This window comes from Roseibacillus persicicus (assembly GCF_014651675.1).
In the GTDB taxonomy this organism is placed as follows: Bacteria; Verrucomicrobiota; Verrucomicrobiia; order Verrucomicrobiales; family Akkermansiaceae; genus Roseibacillus; species Roseibacillus persicicus.
In genome coordinates this window covers 81,960-102,902 of the sequence record NZ_BMXI01000019.1, presented here as the reverse complement: position 1 = coordinate 102,902, position 20,943 = coordinate 81,960, and the positions used below count along the sequence as shown (strand labels likewise).

Genomic DNA, 20,943 nt, shown 5'->3' with positions numbered 1-20,943 from the left:
ACAAATCCGAGGAGCCAACCTAGAGTTCAGCTCGAAAAAACCAACGTTCCACTGCCTCGTCAAAGCGAAAGAAATCGTCCTAATAATACGATTCCAAGCGAACGTTCCAGCCCTGCCAAACCGACCGTTCAGCGAGCTTTCACTTGTTCTACAACCTACAAGCATGCTGTCAATTGCCAACTCGCCAGCGCGGTCGGGTTTGGCAGCGGCGCCTTGTTCTGCACCTATTTTGGCAACCAGCCTCGAATTTCTGCAGAGCATCTAAGGTATGCCTCTAAATACAAAAAATCAGGAAAAATACCGTAAGCTCTCTCGAGGGCTTCGGCTCTAGTCTCAGGAACGCCAACTGGTATGCAAACAACTCGATCTTCAAGTATATCGAGACACCACGCATCGCCATCAGAATAGTCTCCGGTCCAAGACGCAAACTGAACTAGCCCAGAATCAGCAGCCAGCTCACTGAGTGGCGAGCAGTCCGTTTGATCTTCAATAAATGTAGATGCACCTAGAACCTCAATAATTTCAGCATTGTAGTAATCTTTACGCAAAACAGTAGAGAGAAAGCCTTTCATAACAGGATTCCCATTCTTTGTTCTTGGTAGGCGAATCAGTTCAAACACCTTCTCGAGCTCGTTTTCTGACGCTGGAAGTTTCGACGAGAGGCTCACTCCTAGTTCATCAAAAAGACGAAGCAATTTTTGTCCGGCCTCCTGCCCATCACTATAGCTTCCAGAATAGATTTCCATTTTAAGGATTTGGCAGAACGTTAATTAGACAGAATAGCGGATATTGTCAATTCGGCAGAATACGTGCGAATGGGATTAGGCAGAATCTGTCTAATCCCGTTAGTCCGATTTGGAGGTGACTTTTTGGCGTTTTTGGCGTTCTGAATGTTTATCATGGGTAAGAAGGACCAGGATTCAGGGAATAAGGCGAGTTCGAGACAGCAATTTGCAGTCCAGTTCCGGAGCCTACTTACCCAAAAGGGGGTCTCGGAGGCGGCTATTCCCTATTACGAAAAGCGTTTACAGCACTGGGGTCGAGTTTTGCGCGAAAGAGCTGAAAATCCCAAGGATGTTGCTTTTGTCAATTGGATCCGTTCTTTAGCAGAAAGACCGCATGTGGAGTCTTACCAAATTCAGCAGGCGATGCGCGCTGTGCGTTGGGCACATGGCGAGATTCTAAAGGAAAGCTGGATTAATTTGGTAGATTGGAAGGAGCTGAAGGATGAGCTCAGTCTGATGGAAACCTCACAGGAGGTGGATCGGGTTTCTCGCGAGGAGTATGGGAGGCGTCTGCGGAACAAGGGGTTTAACCCGAGTAGCTTGGCGATCTTGATGAAGGTTTTTGTTGCGCTACGGGGTCGGAACTATGCGCTCCGAACCGAAAGAACCTATTTGAGCTGGGCGGAGAGGTTTGTGCGGTCTGTCGAGGCTAACAAGTCTCGATTTTCGACTGAGCAGGCACAGTTGTTTCTAGAGAATCTGGCGTTGGAAGACCATGTTGCTCCTGCGACCCAGAAGCAGGCGCTGAGCTCTTTGTTGTTCCTATTTCGCGAGGGCTTGGGAATGGATGAACCGAATTTTGGTTCGTTTGCGCTGGCAAAGTCAAAGCGACGGATGCCGGTGGTGCTTTCGCGGGACGAGATGAAGAGCTTGTTGGGCGAGATGGAGGGCACGTGGGGCCTGATGGCGGAATTGCTGTATGGTTCGGGTTTGCGGCTGATGGAGGTGATGCGCTTGCGGGTGAAGGATATCGATTTCGATCTGGGAATGATTGTGGTGAGGGAGGGCAAAGGACGGAAGGATAGACGGACGGCATTGCCGAGGAGTTTGGAAGAGAGGTTGCGGGCTCACTTGAAGGAGATTCGGGCTCTTTACGATTTGGATAGGAGTGAGAATTTGGCAGGCGTCTGGCTTCCGTATGCGGCGGAGAAGAAGGCTCCGAGCTGGGCGAAGGAGTGGGGATGGTTTTGGTTGTTCCCTTCCCAACGTCGCAGCGTTGATCCTCGCGGGGGTCATGTGAGGCGCCATCACCTGAATGAGAATGGTTTACAAAAAGCGATCAAGACGGCTGCCATCCAAGCTGAGATTGCGAAGAAGGTGAGCTGCCATTCGTTGAGGCATTCCTTTGCGACTCATTTGTTGGAAAGCGGGAAGGATATCCGGACGGTGCAGGAGTTGTTGGGACATGAGGATGTGAGAACGACGGAAATTTATACGCATGTGTTGAATCGTCCCGGGGATGTGTTTGTGAGTCCTCTGGATGATTTGGGGTGATTTTTTTGACAGGATGGACAGGAGTTCTCAGGATGGATTTCTGGGACAGAATTGACTGAATTTTTGGAATTACTTTTGGGACGACGGTTTTTGGGGATGGGATTGGTGGGGAGTTTTTTCGACAGGATGGACAGGATTTTCTGGATGAGGTTTTTTGGGACAGAGTTGACTAAATTTTTGGGATTGGGGCTGGGGGACGGTTTTTTTGGGGAGTGGGCAGGATTTGCGATGGATTTGGAGGCGGGTGTCCCCCACCCTTGCGGAGGTGACGACTGTTTTGGAGGTGATTGATGGGGGGACGGCCTATCTGGAGAAGCGCGGAGTCGCGGATGCTCGATTGAATATGCAACGGTTGGTGGGTCACTTTCTGGGATATACGAGGGTGCAGCTCTATCTGGAGTTCGACCGACCACTGACGGAGGAGCAACTGGCTCCGATCCGGGAGGCTTTGAAGAGGCGGGGGCAGGGCGTGCCGCTGCAGCATGTGGTGGGTGAGGTGGAATTCATGCGCCGGGACTTTCTCTGTGATGGCCGGGCCCTGATTCCCCGCCCCGAGACGGAGGAGTTGGTGACCCTGATTTTGCAGGAGAAAGAGACTTTGGCTGAGCCGACCCGGGTGCTGGATGTGGGAACGGGGTCGGGGGTGATTGGTCTTTCGCTGGCGTTGGAGCTTCCAGCGATGGGCGAGTTGGTTTTGGCCGATGTCTCGCCAGACGCTCTGTCGTTGGCGCGTGAAAATGCGACTGCGCTGGAAGTGGAGGCTACTTTTCTTGAGAGTCATCTCTTTTCGGCAGTGGATGGAACCTTCGATCTGATTGTGGCAAATCTGCCCTATGTGCCGGAGAATGACAGGGATTCGCTGGAGCCGGAGCTGGCCCATGATCCGGATTTGGCGCTTTTCTCTGGCCCAGATGGGTTGGATCTTTTGAAAGCTTTTATCGCAGAGGCAGGCGAATATTTGAATCCCGGCGGCCTGTTGGCATTGGAAATCGGGCATGAGCAGGCGGAGGCGGTGTCACAATTACTGCTGCACTTTTCGTTTACGGACATTGACATCCGGTCCGATCTTTCGGGAGTCTCCCGTTTCCCGTTTGCCCGAAGGCTCTAATCCCCCCATTACAAATCTATGGACACACTACTCGTTCACGGTGGCACCCGCTTGAAGGGCGCCATTAATATCTCCGGCTCTAAGAATGCTTCCCTCCCGATTCTCGCAGCTACCTTGCTAACCGAAGAGACGGTTATTATCAGCCGGGTGCCCGATGTCTCGGATACGAATTATATGCTGCAGATTCTTTCGGCGCTTGGCGCGGAGGTTGAGCGGTCGTCGGGCACGGTGCGAATCAAGTGTGCGAACATTGTGCCGGATGCTCCTTATGAGTTGGTGCGCCGGATGCGGGCGTCCATTTGTGTGATGGGTCCCCTACTGGCGCGATTGAATCGAGCGACAGTTTCCCTCCCCGGTGGATGTGTCATTGGCGACCGTCCGGTGGATCTGCACATCAAGGGCCTGGCGGCTCTGGGTGCCGATTGCGATGTGGAAGGGGGTAACATGGATCTCAAGGGCCCGCAGGGTGGTTTGGTCGGTTGCGAGTTGGACTTGCGCGGAAAGCATGGCCCGACCGTGCTGGGCACGGACAACATCATGATGGCAGCTTGTCTGGCGAAGGGGACGACGATTATTGAGTCAGCGGCCTGTGAGCCCGAGGTGGTTGATCTCGCGAACTTCCTAATCTCGATGGGAGCAAAGATCGAGGGTGCGGGGACCCGCCGAATCACGATCGAAGGGGTGGAAAAGCTAGGTGGAACTGAGCATACGGTGATTGCGGATCGCATCGAGGCAGGAACCTTTATGGCTGGGGCTGCTGCTTACTCCGAGGGGGTGACCTTGCACCGGGTGGTCGAGGAAGACTTGGCGGCAGCGACGCAAGTGCTCCGAAACTGTGGGCATAGCGTGGAATTCAGCAACGAGGGAACATCGGTTACGGTAAAGCCGGGTGAGAATCCGATTGGGGCCCAAATCACTACGGCCCCCTACCCTGGATTCCCGACCGATATGCAGGCACAGTTCAGCGCTTTGTTCGCGACGACTCCGGGGATCTCGGTGATCGAGGATACGATCTTCCCACAGCGATTCATGCATTGCGCGGAACTGTCGCGAATGGGTGCCAATATCAAGGTGGATAATGGGACTGCCGTGGTGACGGGGGTGAATCAGCTCTCTGGGGCGCCAGTGATGGCTTCGGACTTGCGTGCTTCGGCGGCTCTGGTTCTGGCCGCGCTGTCGGCGAAAGGCACGACTGCAATCAATCGCCTTTATCACATCGACCGGGGTTATGAGCATATTGATGAGAAGCTTTTGCTGTTGGGTGCGGAGGTGGAACGGGTTCGGGAAAAGTAGATCGTTATAGCCTTCTTTGCGGGGCCGCAATGAGGCTCAGAATTCGCGCGGGACGTCGGCTTTGGCGGACGAGGGCTCTCGTTTTTTAGTCGCCAAGCGGTTTGGGTTTCTTGGGGAACGGGGCTTTTTTCTTTTGAATGGCAACCCGTGGTGGAGTTCCGGGAAGTGCCAAGTTCTCGACAGGCCGTTCGGGGTGCGGTAGCAAGAGGTGATGAAATGGCCCTTTGCTCTGATTATTCTGGCTCCCTTTTCCCATGGTGAAGTGGTCGATGTGACCCTAACTTTGACTGCGGCGACGGCGGATGAAAACATTTTGGACTTGGGCCTCTCCGTCTCGGGTATCGCGAGTGACGACACTTCGGAGGCTTCCGGCACGGTTTCGGCGCGCATTGATATTGCGCCCGAGTCTGGAGAAATCTCCACTTTGGAGCTTGTTACCGCAGACGTCACGACCACTGGGGTGAGCTTTGTCGGAACCTTCATTTTCGCAACGGTTTACGATCTCACGACCTCTGATCTGGGGGTGACGCTCGATACTCCTGCTCCGCCGGCTCCTGTCTTCGATTCCCTGTGCGCGGCCGATTTCCATGAATTGACCATCAATTCCGGAACTTTGACTGGCTCTTCGGCAGTCGGCGAGATTCCGCCCCAAGACTTTGCCGATACTCCGGTCACCGGTTCTGGAAGCCCGGGTGACTTTATTGAGATTTCTTCCACTCTGAATGTGGAGCTCTCGACAGCCACTGAGAAGGTCTATGATCTCAACTTTGTCTATCCCGTTGCGATCACACAGGTGATTGAGGTGACTGAAGACTTTTCCGCGACTGTTGCGGCCAATGGGACGGTTCGCGCGATTGGACAGGTGAGCCTAATGACCGAGCCTCCGAACCCTTATCTGGAATGGGCGGCGGAAAACGGCGATTCTGACGCGCCCTTCGTGGGAAATGATTTTAACATCGAGCTGGAAAATGGTCTGTTCTGGGCTTTGGGATTCGAGGCAGGCGATACACCCAGGATTTTTGACAGGGAGGCAGCTGGCGCGTTCGCCTTGGAGTTGCCTGCCGGGGGGACGGTGGCCGAAGTGGTGGTAGAGGTCGCGACAGACTTGGATTCGGTCGAGCCTTGGACTCCCCTTCCAAGTGGCCAGCTGAGTGGAGCGGTGAATCCGATTCCGGCGGGGACCACGGGGACCTTGTCCATTGAGTCGGTTGGCGAGGGGAGGTTCTATCGCTTGTCGGCAGAATCGCCGGTGGAGTAGGGGTGGAAGGCCGTTGCCTTGTGCTTTTTTTTGGCCAGGAAAGACAGGATCTTTCAGGAGGCGTTTGGGTGAAAGTTTCCCAGCTATCGGGTGATGGCAATTTCAGGTTCGGGTGAGGGTTGGATCGGCGCTTGCGCTAGGCTGGGTTGGTCGGCAAGCTTCGACTGCGCGTGAGAAGTCTCTGGTCCAATGATGTAACGAAACTGCTGCTCTTTCTGGTGGCGACGTTCGCGCTGGCTGCGTTTCTGGTTCCTCAAGTTTACAACTTGGGAATGTTTCTAGGGGAAATTACCGCAAACAAGTCGGTGAACCCATTTTTAGACTATGTGGGCACTCATGCGCGTAAGGCGGATTACGCGCGCTTTTTCAATCGCTCGCTCTATCTCGCCGCTCTCATTCTCCTGCCTTTTCTGCTCTTTTCTCTGGAAGCCAAGAAGGCAATCGCGACCACGCGGGGCCCCTGGTCCTTTGCTCTCCCGGCTCGCTCCATTGCTCCCAATCGAGGGCAGGCCCTGGTGCGGCCTCCCCACCCATTTCGTCAGGTGCTGGGCGGGTTCTTGTTGGGCTCAGTCTTTCTCTCGGCTGCGGGGGCCTTGGCCATTCTCTTTGGGTTCTTCGGATGGAAAGGAACGTCCCCTTCAGCCGTGATCCCCGAGGCGATGACGACTGCGACCGTCGTTGCCTTGCTGGAAGAATTCATCTTTCGCGGGGTGATTCTGGGCATCTTTCTCCGGACCTTTCGACCTTCTTTCGCAATCGTCTTTGCGGCTTTTCTCTTTGCCTTTCTTCACTTCCTCAGACCGCCGGACGGTCTGGTAATGGCCAATCCGGAAGGCTTGTGGACGGGCTTCGATTTTCTGCAGGTGACAGTCCAGCGTTTGTTCGAGTGGGAGCTCATTTTGCTTCAGTTCGCACCGCTGCTCCTCGCAGGGGTTCTTCTTGGAGTGACCCGCTTTCTGACTTCGTCGCTGTGGCTACCCGTCGGCCTCCATGCGGGTTGGGTGTTCGCCTTCACCGTATTCGGTGATTTGGCCACTCCCCGGGAAGGTCATCCGGAGTGGACGAACTTCGTGATCGGGGAGAACCTCGCGCAGGGGCTATTGCCCTTGGCCACATTGGGGATGAGCGCTCTGATCATTTGGGTCGTCTACCGAGAGCCCGACTACTACGAAGAGGTGCACCCCGACAGCCCCTTGGATCCCTCCCCTACCTAGCCGACCCTCAACCCCCAAGTAAATCCCCCGCCTTGGCCACCCTCCTCGACTGGCTCTATCCCCCAATCTGTGTCCTCTGCAAGCTCTCGCTCCGGGGAGGGAAGAACCTGTGCGAGAGCTGCGAGACTGCGCTACCACGCCTTCCCAAAAGCCACTGCAGACGCTGCGGACAGGTTTTCGATGGAGACTTCGAGCCTCCGGCAGGATGCCCGAATTGCTTGTCAATGAAGCCAGCCTTCGACTTCGCCGTTGCTCCCCTGCGGTCCAGTGATGACAGCATCAGCCTCATCCATCAGCTCAAGCTTCTCAAGCATCCCGAACTTGGAGCTGATCTGGCGGGAATCGTCGCCAACTTTTTTCACGAGGAGAGGCGGCTTCGAGAACTCAAGGAGCCGCTGCTGATTCCTGTTCCGTTGTCAGGCAAGCGCTTGCGGGAGCGACAGTTCAACCAGGCGGAAGTCATCGCCCGCCCCTTGGGAACGGCCCTTGATTTCCCCGTCTTGCAGGCGCTCAGGCGGGTGAAAGACACCCAACGACAAGCGACTCTTTCCCGAAAAGAACGACTCAAAAATCTCCGAAAATCCTTCGCTCTCCGCGTTCGGCCGGAGGTTCTCGCGGGACAGAATCTCATTCTGATCGATGACGTTTTCACCACAGGTTCGACTGCACAGGAATGCTCGAAAGTTCTTCGCGCGGCTCGGCCCGCCTCGATCACCGTCCTCACGGTGGTGAGAGCCTGAACGGTCGCGGCCTCCAATCCGAACGCGGAGCCCGAGGGCTCTTTTGCCGGGGATGGAGGGACATATTTCGGCAGATTCCGAGAGATTCATCCAAGCTAGGTCCAGTTTGAACGGCTCCCAACGCGATGAAAATCGGCACGAATTGGCAGAACGCGGCGTGAGATTGGGCATAATCTGCCATTGTCCCCCGTCGATTGAAGCCTTATTCTTTTCCCAACACAACATGGGCATCTTCAAAAAACCACCATTGCGAGGCGGCAAGCGCAACCAGGGTCTCCCCGACGACCTCTGGACCAAGTGCCACCAGTGCGACGAGCTAATCCACTCTCTGGACCTGAAGCAGCACAACCACGTTTGCCCGAATTGCGGCAATCACTTCCTCCTTCCGTCGCGTGAGCGCATCGCCCTTCTGGCCGATCCCGATTCTTTCGAAGAGATGGATCACGCGCTCTTTTCGGCTAATCCCCTGGGATTCTCGAACTACCCCGAGAAAATTGATTCCATGCGGGAAAAGACCGAGCTGAATGACGCGGTCGTGACCGGCCGGGCGACCATCGATGGCTTCCCGGTGGCTCTGGCGGTGATGGACTTCAAGTTCTTTGCGGGATCCATGGGTTCCGTGGTAGGCGAAAAGATCACCCGTGCCATCGAAACCGCCACGAAGGAAAAGCGTGCAATCATCATCGTCTCCGCCTCCTCGGGTGCCCGCATGCAGGAAGGGATGCTATCATTGATGCAAATGGCCAAGACCTGTGGAGCCCTTTCCCGCCATCAGGAAGCATCCCTCCCGTATTTCTCCATTCTCACCCATCCCACGACAGGGGGCGTGACCGCATCCTTCGCAACGATCGGCGACATCAATCTCGCGGAACCCGGCTGTATGATCGGTTTCGCTGGGCCTCGCGTGATTAAGGAAACGACCCATCAGGATCTCCCCAAGGGTTTCCAGACCGCGGAGTTCATGCTGCAACACGGGCTGGTTGACGCCATCGTGGACCGCAAGAATTTGCGCCCCAAGATCGCCGAGATTCTCGCTTACCTGATGCCCAAGAGCTAGCGGCAAGCGGCGGCCGACCACCCTCTCCCCATGCGAGCACTCACCCTGTTACTGCCAATCGGCTCTTTGCTGTTCGGCGGTCTGATTCTGCACGGACAGGAAGAAATCGAATCCGCGCGGGAAGCGATGGCGGAACGCTTGCCCGACGTTGCGGCAACGCGGCTGCAGGACTACCTCAAGGCCAATCCCAAACTGGCAGCCTCGGAGCGATTCGATGTGATTCTGATGCTTGGAGAAGCCTTGGTTCGTTCTGGTGAAGCCGAAAAGGCATTGGAGGAGCTCGCCAAACTGCCCGATCGCCTTGTCGAGCAGCGCAACTATTGGCAAGGGATGGCGCTGGCGCACCTGCAGCGCCGCGATGAAGCTTTAGCCAAATTCGACGCGGTCGGCGGAGAAAGCCCCCTTTTCCCCCAAGCAAGATTCAACGCTCTGGAACTCTTGGTCAGCAATGGCGACTACAGCAAAGCGGCGGAAGGAATAGCAAAACTCCAAAGCGAGCATGCGAAGTATCGGCCGGGACAGGTTGCTCTTCTAAAAGCACAGATCCATCTGGCCAAGGGAGAACTAGACGATGCACGCAAATCAATTGCATCGACCGAAAGCGAAACCAAATCCGAGAGTGAGAGGCTCATACTTCTGGGAAGGATAGAGCTCGCCGCCCAAGAGCCGTCCAAGGCGCTCACAGCGTTCTCAAAAATCCTTGAAGACCCCGCCCCGATTCCAATCAAGAATCTGGCTCAGTTGGGAAAGTGTGACGCCCTCAGTGAGCTTGGGCAAAGCAAGGAAGCCTTGAGCGCTCTCGTGAACCTGCTGGGAAGCGAGTCCGTAGAGCCTCTGCTCACTATTTTGCCGGCCCGCTTCGAGATTCTTTTTAACAAATCAGAAGACCCAAAGTCCTTCGCGCCTCCTCTGGATGCCTTCGTACAGTCCAAGACTTTGGGAGAGGACAGCAACTATGCGACGGCACCAAAGCTACTCGCTTGCTACTACCTATCTCGTAGTTTGGGCGGGGAGCAAGAGAAGACGCTGCTTCAACTGATGACCGAATTGAAGCCCAAGCCCGAAATGGCCTCGCGAGTTCATCTGCGGCTGGGCGAAATCGCTTGGCAAAGTGGAGATCGGGAGAGGGCTCGGACCGAACTCACAGAAGCAAAGACCTCCGCGCCCGACTCTCCTCTAGCAGCAGTGGCGAGCGACTTGCTCGCGCGGCTCGCCATTCAAGAGCAAACTCCAGAAACGGCGCGGGAGCTATTCGCCAAAGCGGCGGAACATCCCGATACCGACTTTGCAGAAAACGCCCTCCTCAATGAGGCCGTTCTCCAGCTCTCCACCACCCCGAACGCTCCCCTATCAGCTCTAGCGAGCAAGCTGAGCTCCGAAGAAAGCAAGGTCGCCCTCGCCTTGGAAAGAGCGCTCGCGCTGGCTCGAAGACAAGCTCCCGAAGCGCGGCAGGCACTGCTGGATTTTCTCGAGAAGCATCCGGACCATCCTCGCATGGCGCAAGCTCGCTTGGCATTGGCGGGAGTTTTGTTAGGTGAGTTGCAGCCAGACTTCGAGCTCATTGAACAGCAATTGGCAACCTTGCCCGAACCTCTCTCGAGGGAGCTTTCGCGAGAAAAATTTCGCATCAGCTATCGCTTGGGTGGGATCACGAACAGCTGGGAGCAAGCGGTAAAAAAAGGAGACGAGCACCTCCGCAATTTCCCCGAGGCGGAGAACGACCCTTACTTCCTGCTGCGCTTGGCAGAGAGCAGCTATCGAAGCGAAAACTTTGACCGCGCCAGCTCTCTCTTTTCCAAGGCCGCCGCCCTTCCCGATGCCGGTGAATTGACGGAAGTCGCTCTCTACTATTGCGCCCGGGCGAATCTTGAAATTCCGCTGCCCGAGTTCACTGAGGCTGGTCTCGATATCTTGGACAAGCTCATCACCCGCTCCGGGCCCTTGGCTACCGAAGCCCGTTTACTGAAAGCGCGGGAACTTCTGAACTTGGGACAGGCCGACGAGAGCCTCAAAGTTCTCGCTGATATTCCAGGCGATCCAGGCGACCAGCCCGAGGCGGCCCTGCTCAGTGCCAAGGCCTATCGCGAGCAAGCGACGAACGAACCGAAGCGATACGAGAAAGCAATCTCGCTCTATCAGCGCTTGCTGGATGATCCCCGGACGACCTATCAGCGGTCCAATCAAATCCATTACCTGCTCGCCCAAACTTATCGCGAGAGCGGGCAGCCGGATCTCGCCATCGAGCCCTGCATCCGGGTTGTGGATCGACTGAACCGGGCTCCTGATGAAACCGAGGAAGAGTGGAACTACTACTACCGCTGCGGATTCGAGGCCATCGACATTCTGCTGGAGGCCAACCGAGCGCGGGCCGCCCTCATCCTGGCTCGCAAGCTGGCACAGACCAAAGGCCCCGGGGCGGAGCAGGCTAAAGTCCGCGCGGAACAAATCCAGCTGGACCACCTTCTCTGGACCGACTGATTACAGTCCGCGCTCAATCGCTTTGGATGCCGAACAGCCAAGGGCTGTAAAATCCTTGGCCGAGCGAAATCACACATCCAGGAACGGCCCGAGAACATCCTCGAATTCCGAGTCCGCGATCACTTCCTTGAGTAAGCGAACCGCGACGGGGATGTGGGTGCGATACCAATCGTTGTGGTAGTTCTCCACGATGTTGCCATAGGCACCCAAGGCCTGCATGAGCCGCTGAATGGCACAATCGCGCAAGAGCTGGGGAATGGGGCGCTCTTCGGTAATATCTTCCCAAAGATCCAGCATCCGTTCGCGGTCCTCGGCGCTATGGTCCATGTAAGGATCATAGAGGAAAGATGCGAGATCATACTCCTGGTGACCCCAGCGCATTCCCTGAAAGTCGATGAGGTAGGCTTTTCCCTCGGAAAGAATAATGTTTTGCGACTGCAGGTCGCGATGAACGAGGTGCCGGTGGCTCTTGCCGAGACGGGCGCTCAGGGACTTCAACTCCTCGCTCTCGCGGAGGTCGTCACCATCGCGGCCCAGGTAATCGCCGACAAAGTGGTCGATGAAGTAGTTTTGCTCCCACTCATAGGTCTCCGCGGTGAAGGGAGGCATCATCTCGAGGTCCTTGGGAACTTTCGTAAAAGCCAATTTATCCAACTGGGCAAAAACCGAACGATAATAGGGTTCGCGGACCTCATAGGGCTCGTCCTTGAGCGAAAGAAGGTCCTGCTCTCCCAGATCTTCCACCAGAGCCAGGCCCTTGCCCGGATTATCATAAATCACGAGAGGCACGTTCAGCTTGGCCGACTTCAGAAAGGCGGCAATCGGGAGGAAAAAGGCATTGTCTGCCCGCTCATCGGTATAGTGCAGACCGATAAAGGTGGGATGGCCCTCCGGCTTTAACCGCGCAAGGGTCCGGCCGGATGCGCCACTGGTGATGGGCTCGAGAATCACCTTGTGAGTCGGGTAAAGGTCGAGGTGCTGGCGGATTGCAGTTAGAAGGAGGTCGGCGGCCATGGGGAACGGGAGATGAAGGCGATGATGAAACGGAGAGTGACGCTTTTGTCAATGGTAGGAAGAGAAATTGTGTGTGCCGACTCCCCCGTCCCAATGTCTCCCATGGGTGAAATCACGACACGCAGCGCCCGGCGAACCCTTGCTGAAATAAAAAAAGGCCCGCCGTAGCGAGCCTTTCTTCCAAAAAGTGTTTCGGCGGTCAGAAGCCGCAGAGAATTAGTTGAACCAAGAATAAACGTTGTCCTTGTTCGCTCCAGCCTTCGCTCCCGAGCGATTCCACTCGCCATCCTTACCGCTGGACCAACCCACCGCGCGACGGGCAATGATGCGACCGGGCTTGAAGGGGTCATCGAGCTTCTCGTTGTAGCCGTAGTCGAGAAGGAGAATGTATCCGCGATTATTCCCTTTCTTGCGCCATGGGTCATAGAGCTCCGCAGTGTTGTTATCGAGCCAGAGTCCGTTGAAAGCCGAGTTCTTGGAAGAGCCCCGGGCCGCTTCACCAGAATAGAAGACCTGTTCCTTCTTGTTCATCCCATCAACGTTGATTCCAGCGAGGACAGACATAATCGGCTCGGTGGTTTCCACCTCGGTATCTTCCGAAGGCGCTGAACGTGAATTGGCGGGAAGAATGTTGTAGGTCGAATAATAGGTATCAACCGAGGTCACCAGAGTCGTCAAAGCGTTCTTGGCCTGTAGCTTCACCGCGTTTTGGCGAACCTTGCCCACAACAGGGATTAGAATGGCCATAAGCGTCACGATGATAACGATGACGACGAGTAGCTCCACCAGCGTGAAGCCCTTGCGAGAGGAAATGCGAGAATTTTTCATAGTGTTCAATTGGCTGTGCGACCTGAAAGTTAGGAAAGAAAACACCTGCTTGTCCATCCAGAGTTTTGCCGCTTTAGGCAAAGATAGAACAAAGGGTCCTTTCTTTCAAGGAAGAGACCGGTTGGAAAAGGATAAAATCGCCCTTCAAAAGCTTCCGCCCTCAGAGATGTAGATACGAAAAAGCCCCTCAAAAAGAGGGGCCAATCAAGCCTCGATCAAAGCGGGGTGCCACGGAAAACCTCCGCCTCGCCCAAGGTCCAACTTGATTTTCTAATTGTTAGAAAGTCCGGCCAGCCAGGCTTTAAAGGGAACTAGCGAACAAGAATTGAGGTCTCTCCATCGGTATTGTCTACCTGGAGACGAAGGCGTTTGAAGTCGCCGTTTCCATCATTCAAGGACTGAAGCATTTGCTGCTCTTCCTGAACCATTACGATTTCGGCTTTCTCCTCCTGATCTTTCGTAATCACTGACTTGCAAATCAAGACGGTGTTGAGAACGCAGTGGAGGGCGAACCCGATGAAGATTACTTTGAATTCCATGACGCCCGATTATTAACCCAACGGATCCCGATAGGCAACATTTTTTTATAATCTCGTTCTTAAAAAAGTTAAACTTTGTCGGTTTTTTTATACTAATCGAGCCCGTAACTCGCTGATAATCATTAGGTAAAATGCGAACACAGCCATAAATTCAACTTTTACATTTTTTTAATAAAAATTAGAATTCTGGGACTGAGCCTTTGATTTTCGGGCCTAAACTTGCAGTTTGAGCCTACGCACGTATCACTCACCCCGATGATTTCTTCGGGGCAGAAACTCTTGTTGGGCTTGATAATTGCTATGGTGACTACTTTTGTCGCCCAGCTGATCAGCTTTGGCGCGATGGCGGATGCGATGGCGTTCCCCGCCCGAATCGAAGCGGCATGGGAACATCTGCGGGCTGGAGAAGCGACCGCTGCGGATTGGCAAACGTTCTCCACCCTTCTCACGGCCGCATTCATGCATGGGGGATGGGATCATATTCTCTTCAACATGCTCTTTCTCTGGATCTTCGCGGGCTTGATTGTGGACCTCATGGGTTGGCGTTGGATGCTGGGCCTTTTTCTGGCCACCGCCATTGCCGGTTCCATTGGAGACGTCATTCTGCGTTCGGGTAGTCCCGTTCCCGCGTTGGGAGCCTCGGGTGCGGTGATGGGCTTTGAGGGAGCCTACCTGGGCTTGGCGGTTCGGTGGAAATTGCCTTGGCCGCACATCTTTCCAATGGCTCACCCTATCCCCCCCGCCCGCTTGGGTATTCTGGCCGTAGTCGGTTTTATCTTGGACATTTCCGGTGTAGTCGGACCGAGCACCGGGGTGGCCCACGGCGCGCATCTGGGAGGATTCATCACCGGCCTTTTCCTGACCTCTTTCGTCGCGCCCAGACCACAGGCGCTGCGGTCGAGTTAGGCGCCCTATTCTCTTGTAAAGTCGAGCTCGCGGAACACATCACGGGCCATCTTGGGCTCGTAGCCTTCGGAATACATTCCCATACCGCTCCAGCCATTGGCTTTCCGATTGCCAGTGTAGGTCTTGCGCGAGCGGTAGTCCTTCAAGGTCCAGAAGGTATATCCCGCCAAGGGCGGTGTGTGCTGACGGAGAACCTCCCACTGCCTACGCAACAGATCCGCCTGCCAATCCTCGGTCCCCCGCTGGCCTTTCTTCCCCCGTCGTCCCAATTCGGCCCACGAGCCATTTTCCATGATAATGATCGGTTTGCCGGGGTTTTGCTCGCGGACCAATTTCATGTCCGGTTCCAGGTCATCGAAAGAGTCCATCGCTCCCCGATATTCGTTGAAGCCCACCACGTCCGCCCACTCGAAGTGTGGCTCGCCAAAGTGTGGATGCCAGGCTGCCCATGTCACTGGCAGCATTCCCCCATCGATCTCGCGCACGAGGCTCCGGTTCATTTTCACAAAAGGCTCATACTCGGGGCAGAACTGGTGGCACTCGTTGTTCGTGCACCAAAGAACGACTGATGGCCGGTTCATCAAATCCCAGACCGCAACCCGACCCATCGACTGGAAGATCGAAAAGGGATCGCGGGTCTGCGCGTCCATGGACTTTTCCTTATACCAAAAGCCGCCCCATTCCCCCGTCAACATCAGCCCCATCTCGTCCGCCAATTGATAGACCACCGGATCACATTGCCGCACTGGCAAGCGCACGAAATTGGCGCCTGCCTCTTTTGCCAAAGCGAGAATTTCCCGATGCTCTTCCCGGGAGATGGCCGCGCCCTTCTCGGTTTCGCAATAGGCCGCGACCCCCTTCAGGAAAATCGGTTCGCCATTCAGAACCAGCTGTTCGCCCTGCACACCGAATTCGCGCAAGCCAAAGCGCAGTTCGGTGCCGTCCGCGATTTCCCCCGCCCCATGGAAGCGAATTTGCAGCTGATGCAAATTCGGCTCCGCAGGGCTCCAGCGTCCGGCCTCCGAATCGAGGGTCTCTGAAAATTCTAACACCCGCACGGACTCAGGCTCGAGAGAGACCTGGCGTTCGAAAGTCCCGTCGGCCAGGGCTGAACTGGCCAAGGTGATTTTCCCCTCTTGCTTTTTCGCAGAACGATTGGAAATCACCACCCGCCCCTTGAGCTCGTTGCCCTCGGTGCGGACCTGCACCTTGCGAATCGTGACCTCGCTCTCCTCCCACAGGGCCACCGAACCCGTCATCCCCGCGTAAGGCCAGTAGTCCGGGGCCTTGGGGTATGGAGTGTGGATTCCCTCAATTTCACGCCACTTGCCGTCCTCCCCCTTCCGGTGATTGGCCAGCCGGAGGACCTTGACCCGCACCTCGTTCTCTCCTGATACCAGCTCATCGGTCACCTCGACGGAAAAGGAGGCTCCCAGTCCCTCGTGCTGTGCGACTTCCTTGCCATTTACCCACACCCGCGCCCGCTCCCTCACCCCCCCAAATTCCAGCCGGTAGCGACGGTCCTCTTTTTTATCGCAAAATAGAACTCGCCGATAGTGGCCAGCCCCATTGAAGCGGGCTGGATTCTCAAAAGTCGTATCGTCTTGGTCCCAAAACTTGCTCTCTTCCATCGCCTCCCAATTGTGAGGCACCTGAACAACCCTTTCCTCCTTCTGCCCCTCGAAACGGAACTGCCACTCTCCATCGAGATTCGTCCGGGACCGCCACTCATTCCCCTCCGAAGCTTCGAAATCCGGCCGCGCCTCGCCGTACTGAAAGACCACCGGCGCCCCATCAACCATCCGGGTCTCGACCTTCATGGCGTGGGCGAAACTGGCATGATCGCCCAAATCAGGATCCGCAGCCAGAGGTAATTGGATGAGCAGCAGGCCAATAGCGAAAGTGAACTTCATGTGAAAGTGCTTACACATCGCACCGAGTCACCTCCTTTACAAAATTGATCACGATTTTTTCTCATAACATTTGCAGAAATGGTCATCGAAGCCGAGACTGTGCTGGTATGCTGAAAGCACTCTTAACCACACTGTTCGCCCTCTTCGCTGTCTCATCCTTTGCCCAAGCGGATTCACCCAAAGCTGAAGCCGGTCACTTCCGGCACGTCGTGATGTTCAAGTTCAAGGAAGGCACTTCCGCTGAAAAAGTCGCCGAGATTGAGAAGCACTTTGGTAGCTTGGAAGAAAAGATCGATACCATCGTCGATTATGAGTGGGGCCACGCCATCCCCGAGTCCCGAGGCTTGGACCAAGGCTTCACCCATTGCTTCGTCGTCACCTTCAAGGATAAGGCAGGTCTCGAGGTTTATGCTCCTCACCAAGCCCACCAAGACTTCATTGCGGTGTTCAAACCGCATGTGGAAAAGGTCTTCGTCTTGGACTACGTCTCCAAATAATCCTCTAACAAGCGAGAAAATCGCTACCATCAGGGTGTGTGCCATGAGAGATTGACCCATGGTACGCCCCCTTTTCCTTGTACTGCTCCTCGCGACCGGGGCTTTTTCGGTTCCCCTGAGGGTTGTTACCTTTAATATCGAGACGAATCGCGATTCCAACGATTCGGTCACCGAGGCGCTCAACGAGCCTGGCACCGCGGACTACAACTCCGTGCGCGACATCCTTCTCCGCATCAATGCGGACGTGGTCTGCCTTCAAGAGCTTGCCAATCCCGACGTCTCGAACGGCACGAACGGGAATACGAATTCCGATGTGCACTCTCTCGCCTCGGACTTGGGACTGCCCTACGTCATCATTCCTACTAGTAGTGGCGTTCTGGATTTCGGCCTCCGCAACGCCATTCTTTCCCGCTATCCCTTCGAGTCCGTCGATGAGATTGGGACCGGCGACTATATGGAGACTATCGGCTCGGTAGGATCGAATGGCAGCCGAGCCAAGGATGTCACTCGAGCGATGCCTGCCATCACTATCGATATCCCCGGTGCTGCCAAGCCCACCACCATCGTGACCCTCCACAATAAAGCCGGAAGCACCCAAAAAGACAGCTTCCGCCAATGCGTCGAGATGGAACGTCTGGCCCAATACCTAAACAACAACCTCCTGAACGAGACCGACAACATCGTTGTCCTCGGCGACTTCAACTTCTCCCGTAGCAACGACCTGACCTACACCTCTGAGCCAGCGGACCTTCCCTCGACTTGGAACCGTGGCACCGAGATTCCCCTGCCCCTGACCTACTCCCAAGACCCCGACTTCTATCTCCCCACCCCTTGGCAACTCACCGCAATCGATGCCCGGGCGGTCAATGGCAATGATGTCACTACGCAAGGCGGCTCCAATCTGGACTACATACTCACCACCCCCGCCATCGCCGAAGTTGGTTCGGAAATCTACCGCTCTACCCTCGACTCTTCCAACTCCCTCGGTCTGTCCAAAGTCGGCGACCCGCTTCCCGCCGAAACCTCCGGAATCGCCTCTGACCATTACGCGGTCTTTGCCGACCTGGAAATCGAAGACCTGTTCACCGCCTACTCTCTCACTGATGCCGAACCAAAAGTGGTCGAGACCTTTGACGGGTTCAGCGGAAACTTTCCTCCCGCGGCATGGACGAGTGCGGGAGCCGATTGGGCTGGCCTGTATCAGAGCGGGGATGGCCCGGCCCTCTATGCATTCGACTCCGCCGGAGATCGTTCGGTCGGCCTGATTGGCGGGCAAAATCCGGCGACCTTCACGGCTAGCTATACCAACGACACCTCCGCGCCCATTGAAGCCCTCGAGCTCAACTACCTAATCAGACAATTCACCAACAACGATCCCGGCACGAGCGACACCCTCACCGCCAGTCTGAGCATTGATGGGGGCTCAACAATTCCCTTGCCCGACCTCACCTTCACCGCGACTCCTTCCACCACCCTTCCGTTTTCCCAAACGCTTTCGACCACCCTCGGGGGTCTGAGCATTCCTGCAGGCTCGACTTTCACCCTAACTCTGACAGCCACCAAAGGAACTCCAATAGAGGGCACGGCCCCCGACGAAGCTTTCATCAATGAATTCCACTACGACAATGTGGGCACGGATCAGGATGAATTCATCGAGGTCGTAGTCAGCTCGGGCTTCACCGGTGCTCTCTCCGGCCTCGTAGTTGAACTCTACAATCAGAACGGCTCCAACTACGGCTCCCATCCGCTCACGAGCTTTGACAACTTTGCTTCTCCCTCTTTCTCCAATGGCTATCAGATTTTTTCGAAAGCGTTGCCCTCGAGCGATTTGCAAAATGGCGGCAACGATGGGCTGGCCTTGGTTTCAGATGGAAGCGTGCTCCAGTTTATCTCCTACGAAGGAACCACGACTGCCACCAATGGGTCGGCGATCTCCCTGACCTCTATGGACATCGGGGTCTCTCAATCGACCTCCAATCCCATCGGCACCGACTCGCTGGGACTGACTGGCACTGGGGCAGCCTATGCCGACTTCACATGGACTGAGTTCCTGGGGAGCCCATTTTCCCCCGGAGCAGCCAATCCCGGCCAGACCTTCGATGGCACGGCCTCCTCTTTGCCGCAGGCCTTCTCCTTCGACAACGTTACAGTCTGCATAGCCGAGCCGCCTGATAACGATAGCGATGGCGATCCTGACTCGAGCGATCCGGACGATGACAACGACTTTTTACCCGATTTGGTTGAGGCCGAATTGGGAACCAACCCGTTTCTCGCCGATAGCGATGGCAACGGGACTCCCGATGCGGACGAGGACTTCGATGGCGATGGACAAACCAATGGCGAGGAAGTTCTCGTCACCCTCACCGACCCGACTGATGCCAACTCCCTCTTTGTCGCTTGCCTCCAGACCCACCCGAACAATGCAGGACAGCTGGAACTCAGCTTCCCCACCCTTCTGGGACGCGCCTACCGGATCCGCAGCGGCGACGACCTCACCTCGCTGCAAATTCTCGCCACATACACGGGAACGGGAGAGACCTTCTCCTATCTCGTCGGCCCCAATCAGAGCCAGCCCACCTTTTTCACCGTGGAAGCCAGCTTGGCGAATTAAGTGATTGCGGGAAAGAGCATCCATGCTTCATTCGTTAAATTCCTGAACCTCATGAAACGCCTATTTCTCCCTCTCCTTGCCGCGCCCCTTCTTCTCCAAGCCGCTCCCAAGTTGGAACGAATCGGCGACACTTTCGAGCGTCCAATCTTCGTGACATCCCGTCCAGACAACGCCAATCACCTCTTTATCGTCGAGCAGGCGGGTAAGGTCTTTCTCCACGATCAAGCCAGCGGCAAAACACTTGCCGAGCCTTTCCTCGACCTCTCTTCCAAGGTTACCCGAAAGCACAATGAGCAGGGTCTTCTGGGATTGGCTTTCGCCCCCGACTACCCGGAGTCCGGTCGGTTCTACGCCAACTTTTCCAACAAAAAGGGAGATAATGAGATCGTCCGCTTCACCGTCTCCGATCCCAAGAATGCGAAGACTTGCAGCCTGGACTCCATGGAATCGCTTCTGACCTTGGAACAACCCTATGGCAACCACAATGGCGGCTACTTGGAATTCGGTCCCGACGGCATGCTATACATTGGCACCGGTGATGGCGGAGCAGCCAACGACCCCAAGGCCAACGCCCAGGATCTCAGCAACTTGTTAGGTAAGATTCTCCGCATCGATGTCTCCCCCTCGCAAGGTTATGAGGTGCCCAAAGACAACCCTTTCACCGGGAGCCAGGAAGCCCCTGAAATTTTCGCCTATGGTCTACGGAATCCCTGGCGCTGCAGCTGGGATGGAGAGGACCTCTACATCGCCGACGTGGGACAAAACAAATGGGAGGAAATCAACGTGGTGAACATCAAGCAACTCAATGGAGCCAACTTTGGGTGGCGCCCGCGTGAGGGTCTTATCGAAACCCCTGCAAAGAAAGTCGGTGGAGCCAAGCCCAAAGGAGCCATCGACCCTGTCGAAGTCTACAAGCATGGCATGGGCGACTACGAGGGGCTCTCCATCAATGGTGGCTATGTCTACCGGGGTTCAGTCAAAGAACTCCAAGGGCAATACCTCTACAGCGACCACATCAATCCCCGCATCTGGTCCTTCACCTACAAGAATGGCAAGGCGGTCAATCATCAGGATCTCACCGAAACTCTTGCCCGCCCCGATGGCAAAAAGTTCACCCAACTCGCGTCCTTCGGAATCGATGCGGATCAGGAACAGTATGTGGTCGAGATGGGTGGCGGGGCAGTCTGGAAGATTGTCGACTAATCGGA

At 55.6% G+C, this 20,943-nt stretch carries 17 protein-coding genes and 1 pseudogene; 13 read left to right on the top strand and 5 right to left on the bottom strand.

Annotated features, from left to right (window positions below; genetic code table 11):
- Positions 1-224: 224 nt before the first annotated feature.
- Positions 225-746: a hypothetical protein gene (locus tag IE099_RS18640; protein WP_189573561.1), complete on the bottom strand. Its 522-nt coding sequence runs from the start codon at positions 744-746 to the stop codon at positions 225-227.
- Between the two features lie 402 nt (positions 747-1,148).
- On the opposite strand from IE099_RS18640, the gene IE099_RS18635 reads away from it, so the two are divergent.
- The 9 genes and pseudogenes from IE099_RS18635 to IE099_RS18600 all read left to right on the top strand — a co-directional run bounded on the left by IE099_RS18635 (position 1,149) and on the right by IE099_RS18600 (position 11,427).
- Complete coding sequence (locus tag IE099_RS18635) at positions 1,149-2,279, top strand: integron integrase (protein WP_345778130.1); 1,131 nt, start codon at positions 1,149-1,151, stop codon at positions 2,277-2,279.
- 244 nt (positions 2,280-2,523) lie between these two features.
- The gene (gene prmC, locus IE099_RS18630; RefSeq protein WP_229809588.1) at positions 2,524-3,387 is read left to right on the top strand and encodes a peptide chain release factor N(5)-glutamine methyltransferase; all 864 of its coding nucleotides are present in this window, start codon (positions 2,524-2,526) and stop codon (positions 3,385-3,387) included.
- An 18-nt stretch (positions 3,388-3,405) separates the two neighbouring features.
- Entirely contained in the window at positions 3,406-4,680 is a 1,275-nt protein-coding gene (gene murA, locus IE099_RS18625) for a UDP-N-acetylglucosamine 1-carboxyvinyltransferase (RefSeq protein ID WP_189573559.1), read from the top strand.
- A gap of 211 nt (positions 4,681-4,891) precedes the next feature.
- Entirely contained in the window at positions 4,892-5,938 is a 1,047-nt protein-coding gene (locus tag IE099_RS18620; RefSeq protein ID WP_189573556.1) for a hypothetical protein, read from the top strand.
- 305 nt (positions 5,939-6,243) lie between these two features.
- On the top strand, positions 6,244-7,152 hold the full coding sequence (locus IE099_RS18615; protein WP_189573554.1) for a CPBP family intramembrane glutamic endopeptidase: 909 nt from the start codon (positions 6,244-6,246) through the stop codon (positions 7,150-7,152).
- Positions 7,077-7,361, top strand: a pseudogene (locus IE099_RS21160) (double zinc ribbon domain-containing protein); the annotation flags it as partial. The gene IE099_RS18615 and the pseudogene IE099_RS21160, both read left to right, overlap by 76 nt.
- Before the next feature lie 15 nt (positions 7,362-7,376).
- Positions 7,377-7,892 carry a ComF family protein gene (locus tag IE099_RS18610; protein ID WP_189573551.1) on the top strand — a complete coding sequence of 172 codons (516 nt, stop codon included), beginning with the start codon at positions 7,377-7,379 and terminating at the stop codon, positions 7,890-7,892.
- Between the two features lie 223 nt (positions 7,893-8,115).
- Positions 8,116-8,949, top strand: a complete 834-nt coding sequence (accD, locus tag IE099_RS18605) for an acetyl-CoA carboxylase, carboxyltransferase subunit beta (RefSeq protein ID WP_189573549.1) — start codon at positions 8,116-8,118, stop codon at positions 8,947-8,949.
- A 30-nt stretch (positions 8,950-8,979) separates the two neighbouring features.
- A complete protein-coding gene (locus IE099_RS18600) occupies positions 8,980-11,427 on the top strand; it encodes a tetratricopeptide repeat protein (RefSeq protein WP_189573547.1) in 2,448 nt (815 codons plus the stop codon).
- Positions 11,428-11,496: 69 nt separating this feature from the next.
- Here the strand turns inward: IE099_RS18600 and IE099_RS18595 are convergent, their stop codons facing one another.
- The 3 genes from IE099_RS18595 to IE099_RS18585 all read right to left on the bottom strand — a co-directional run bounded on the left by IE099_RS18595 (position 11,497) and on the right by IE099_RS18585 (position 13,808).
- Entirely contained in the window at positions 11,497-12,441 is a 945-nt protein-coding gene (locus IE099_RS18595; protein ID WP_189573543.1) for a phosphotransferase, read from the bottom strand.
- 216 nt (positions 12,442-12,657) lie between these two features.
- On the bottom strand, positions 12,658-13,269 hold the full coding sequence (locus IE099_RS18590; RefSeq protein ID WP_189573540.1) for a type II secretion system protein: 612 nt from the start codon (positions 13,267-13,269) through the stop codon (positions 12,658-12,660).
- Between the two features lie 311 nt (positions 13,270-13,580).
- On the bottom strand, positions 13,581-13,808 hold the full coding sequence (locus IE099_RS18585) for a hypothetical protein (protein WP_189573537.1): 228 nt from the start codon (positions 13,806-13,808) through the stop codon (positions 13,581-13,583).
- Positions 13,809-14,108: 300 nt separating this feature from the next.
- Here IE099_RS18585 and IE099_RS18580 point away from each other — a divergent pair, with 300 nt between their 5' ends.
- Complete coding sequence (locus IE099_RS18580) at positions 14,109-14,714, top strand: rhomboid family intramembrane serine protease (protein WP_189573535.1); 606 nt, start codon at positions 14,109-14,111, stop codon at positions 14,712-14,714.
- Between the two features lie 5 nt (positions 14,715-14,719).
- On the opposite strand, the gene IE099_RS18575 is transcribed toward IE099_RS18580, so the two are convergent.
- A complete protein-coding gene (locus tag IE099_RS18575; protein WP_189573532.1) occupies positions 14,720-16,627 on the bottom strand; it encodes a glycoside hydrolase family 2 protein in 1,908 nt (635 codons plus the stop codon).
- Between the two features lie 107 nt (positions 16,628-16,734).
- Between IE099_RS18575 and IE099_RS18570 the strand changes: the two genes are divergently transcribed.
- From IE099_RS18570 to IE099_RS18560, 3 genes are read left to right on the top strand one after another with little or no spacing between them, the layout of a single operon-like run.
- Entirely contained in the window at positions 16,735-17,124 is a 390-nt protein-coding gene (locus IE099_RS18570; RefSeq protein ID WP_189573529.1) for a Dabb family protein, read from the top strand.
- Between the two features lie 58 nt (positions 17,125-17,182).
- Positions 17,183-19,735 (top strand): endonuclease/exonuclease/phosphatase family protein, encoded by a 2,553-nt coding sequence (locus tag IE099_RS18565; protein ID WP_189573528.1) that lies wholly within the window; start codon positions 17,183-17,185, stop codon positions 19,733-19,735.
- A 51-nt stretch (positions 19,736-19,786) separates the two neighbouring features.
- Entirely contained in the window at positions 19,787-20,938 is a 1,152-nt protein-coding gene (locus IE099_RS18560) for a PQQ-dependent sugar dehydrogenase (protein WP_189573526.1), read from the top strand.
- Positions 20,939-20,943: the final 5 nt, after the last annotated feature.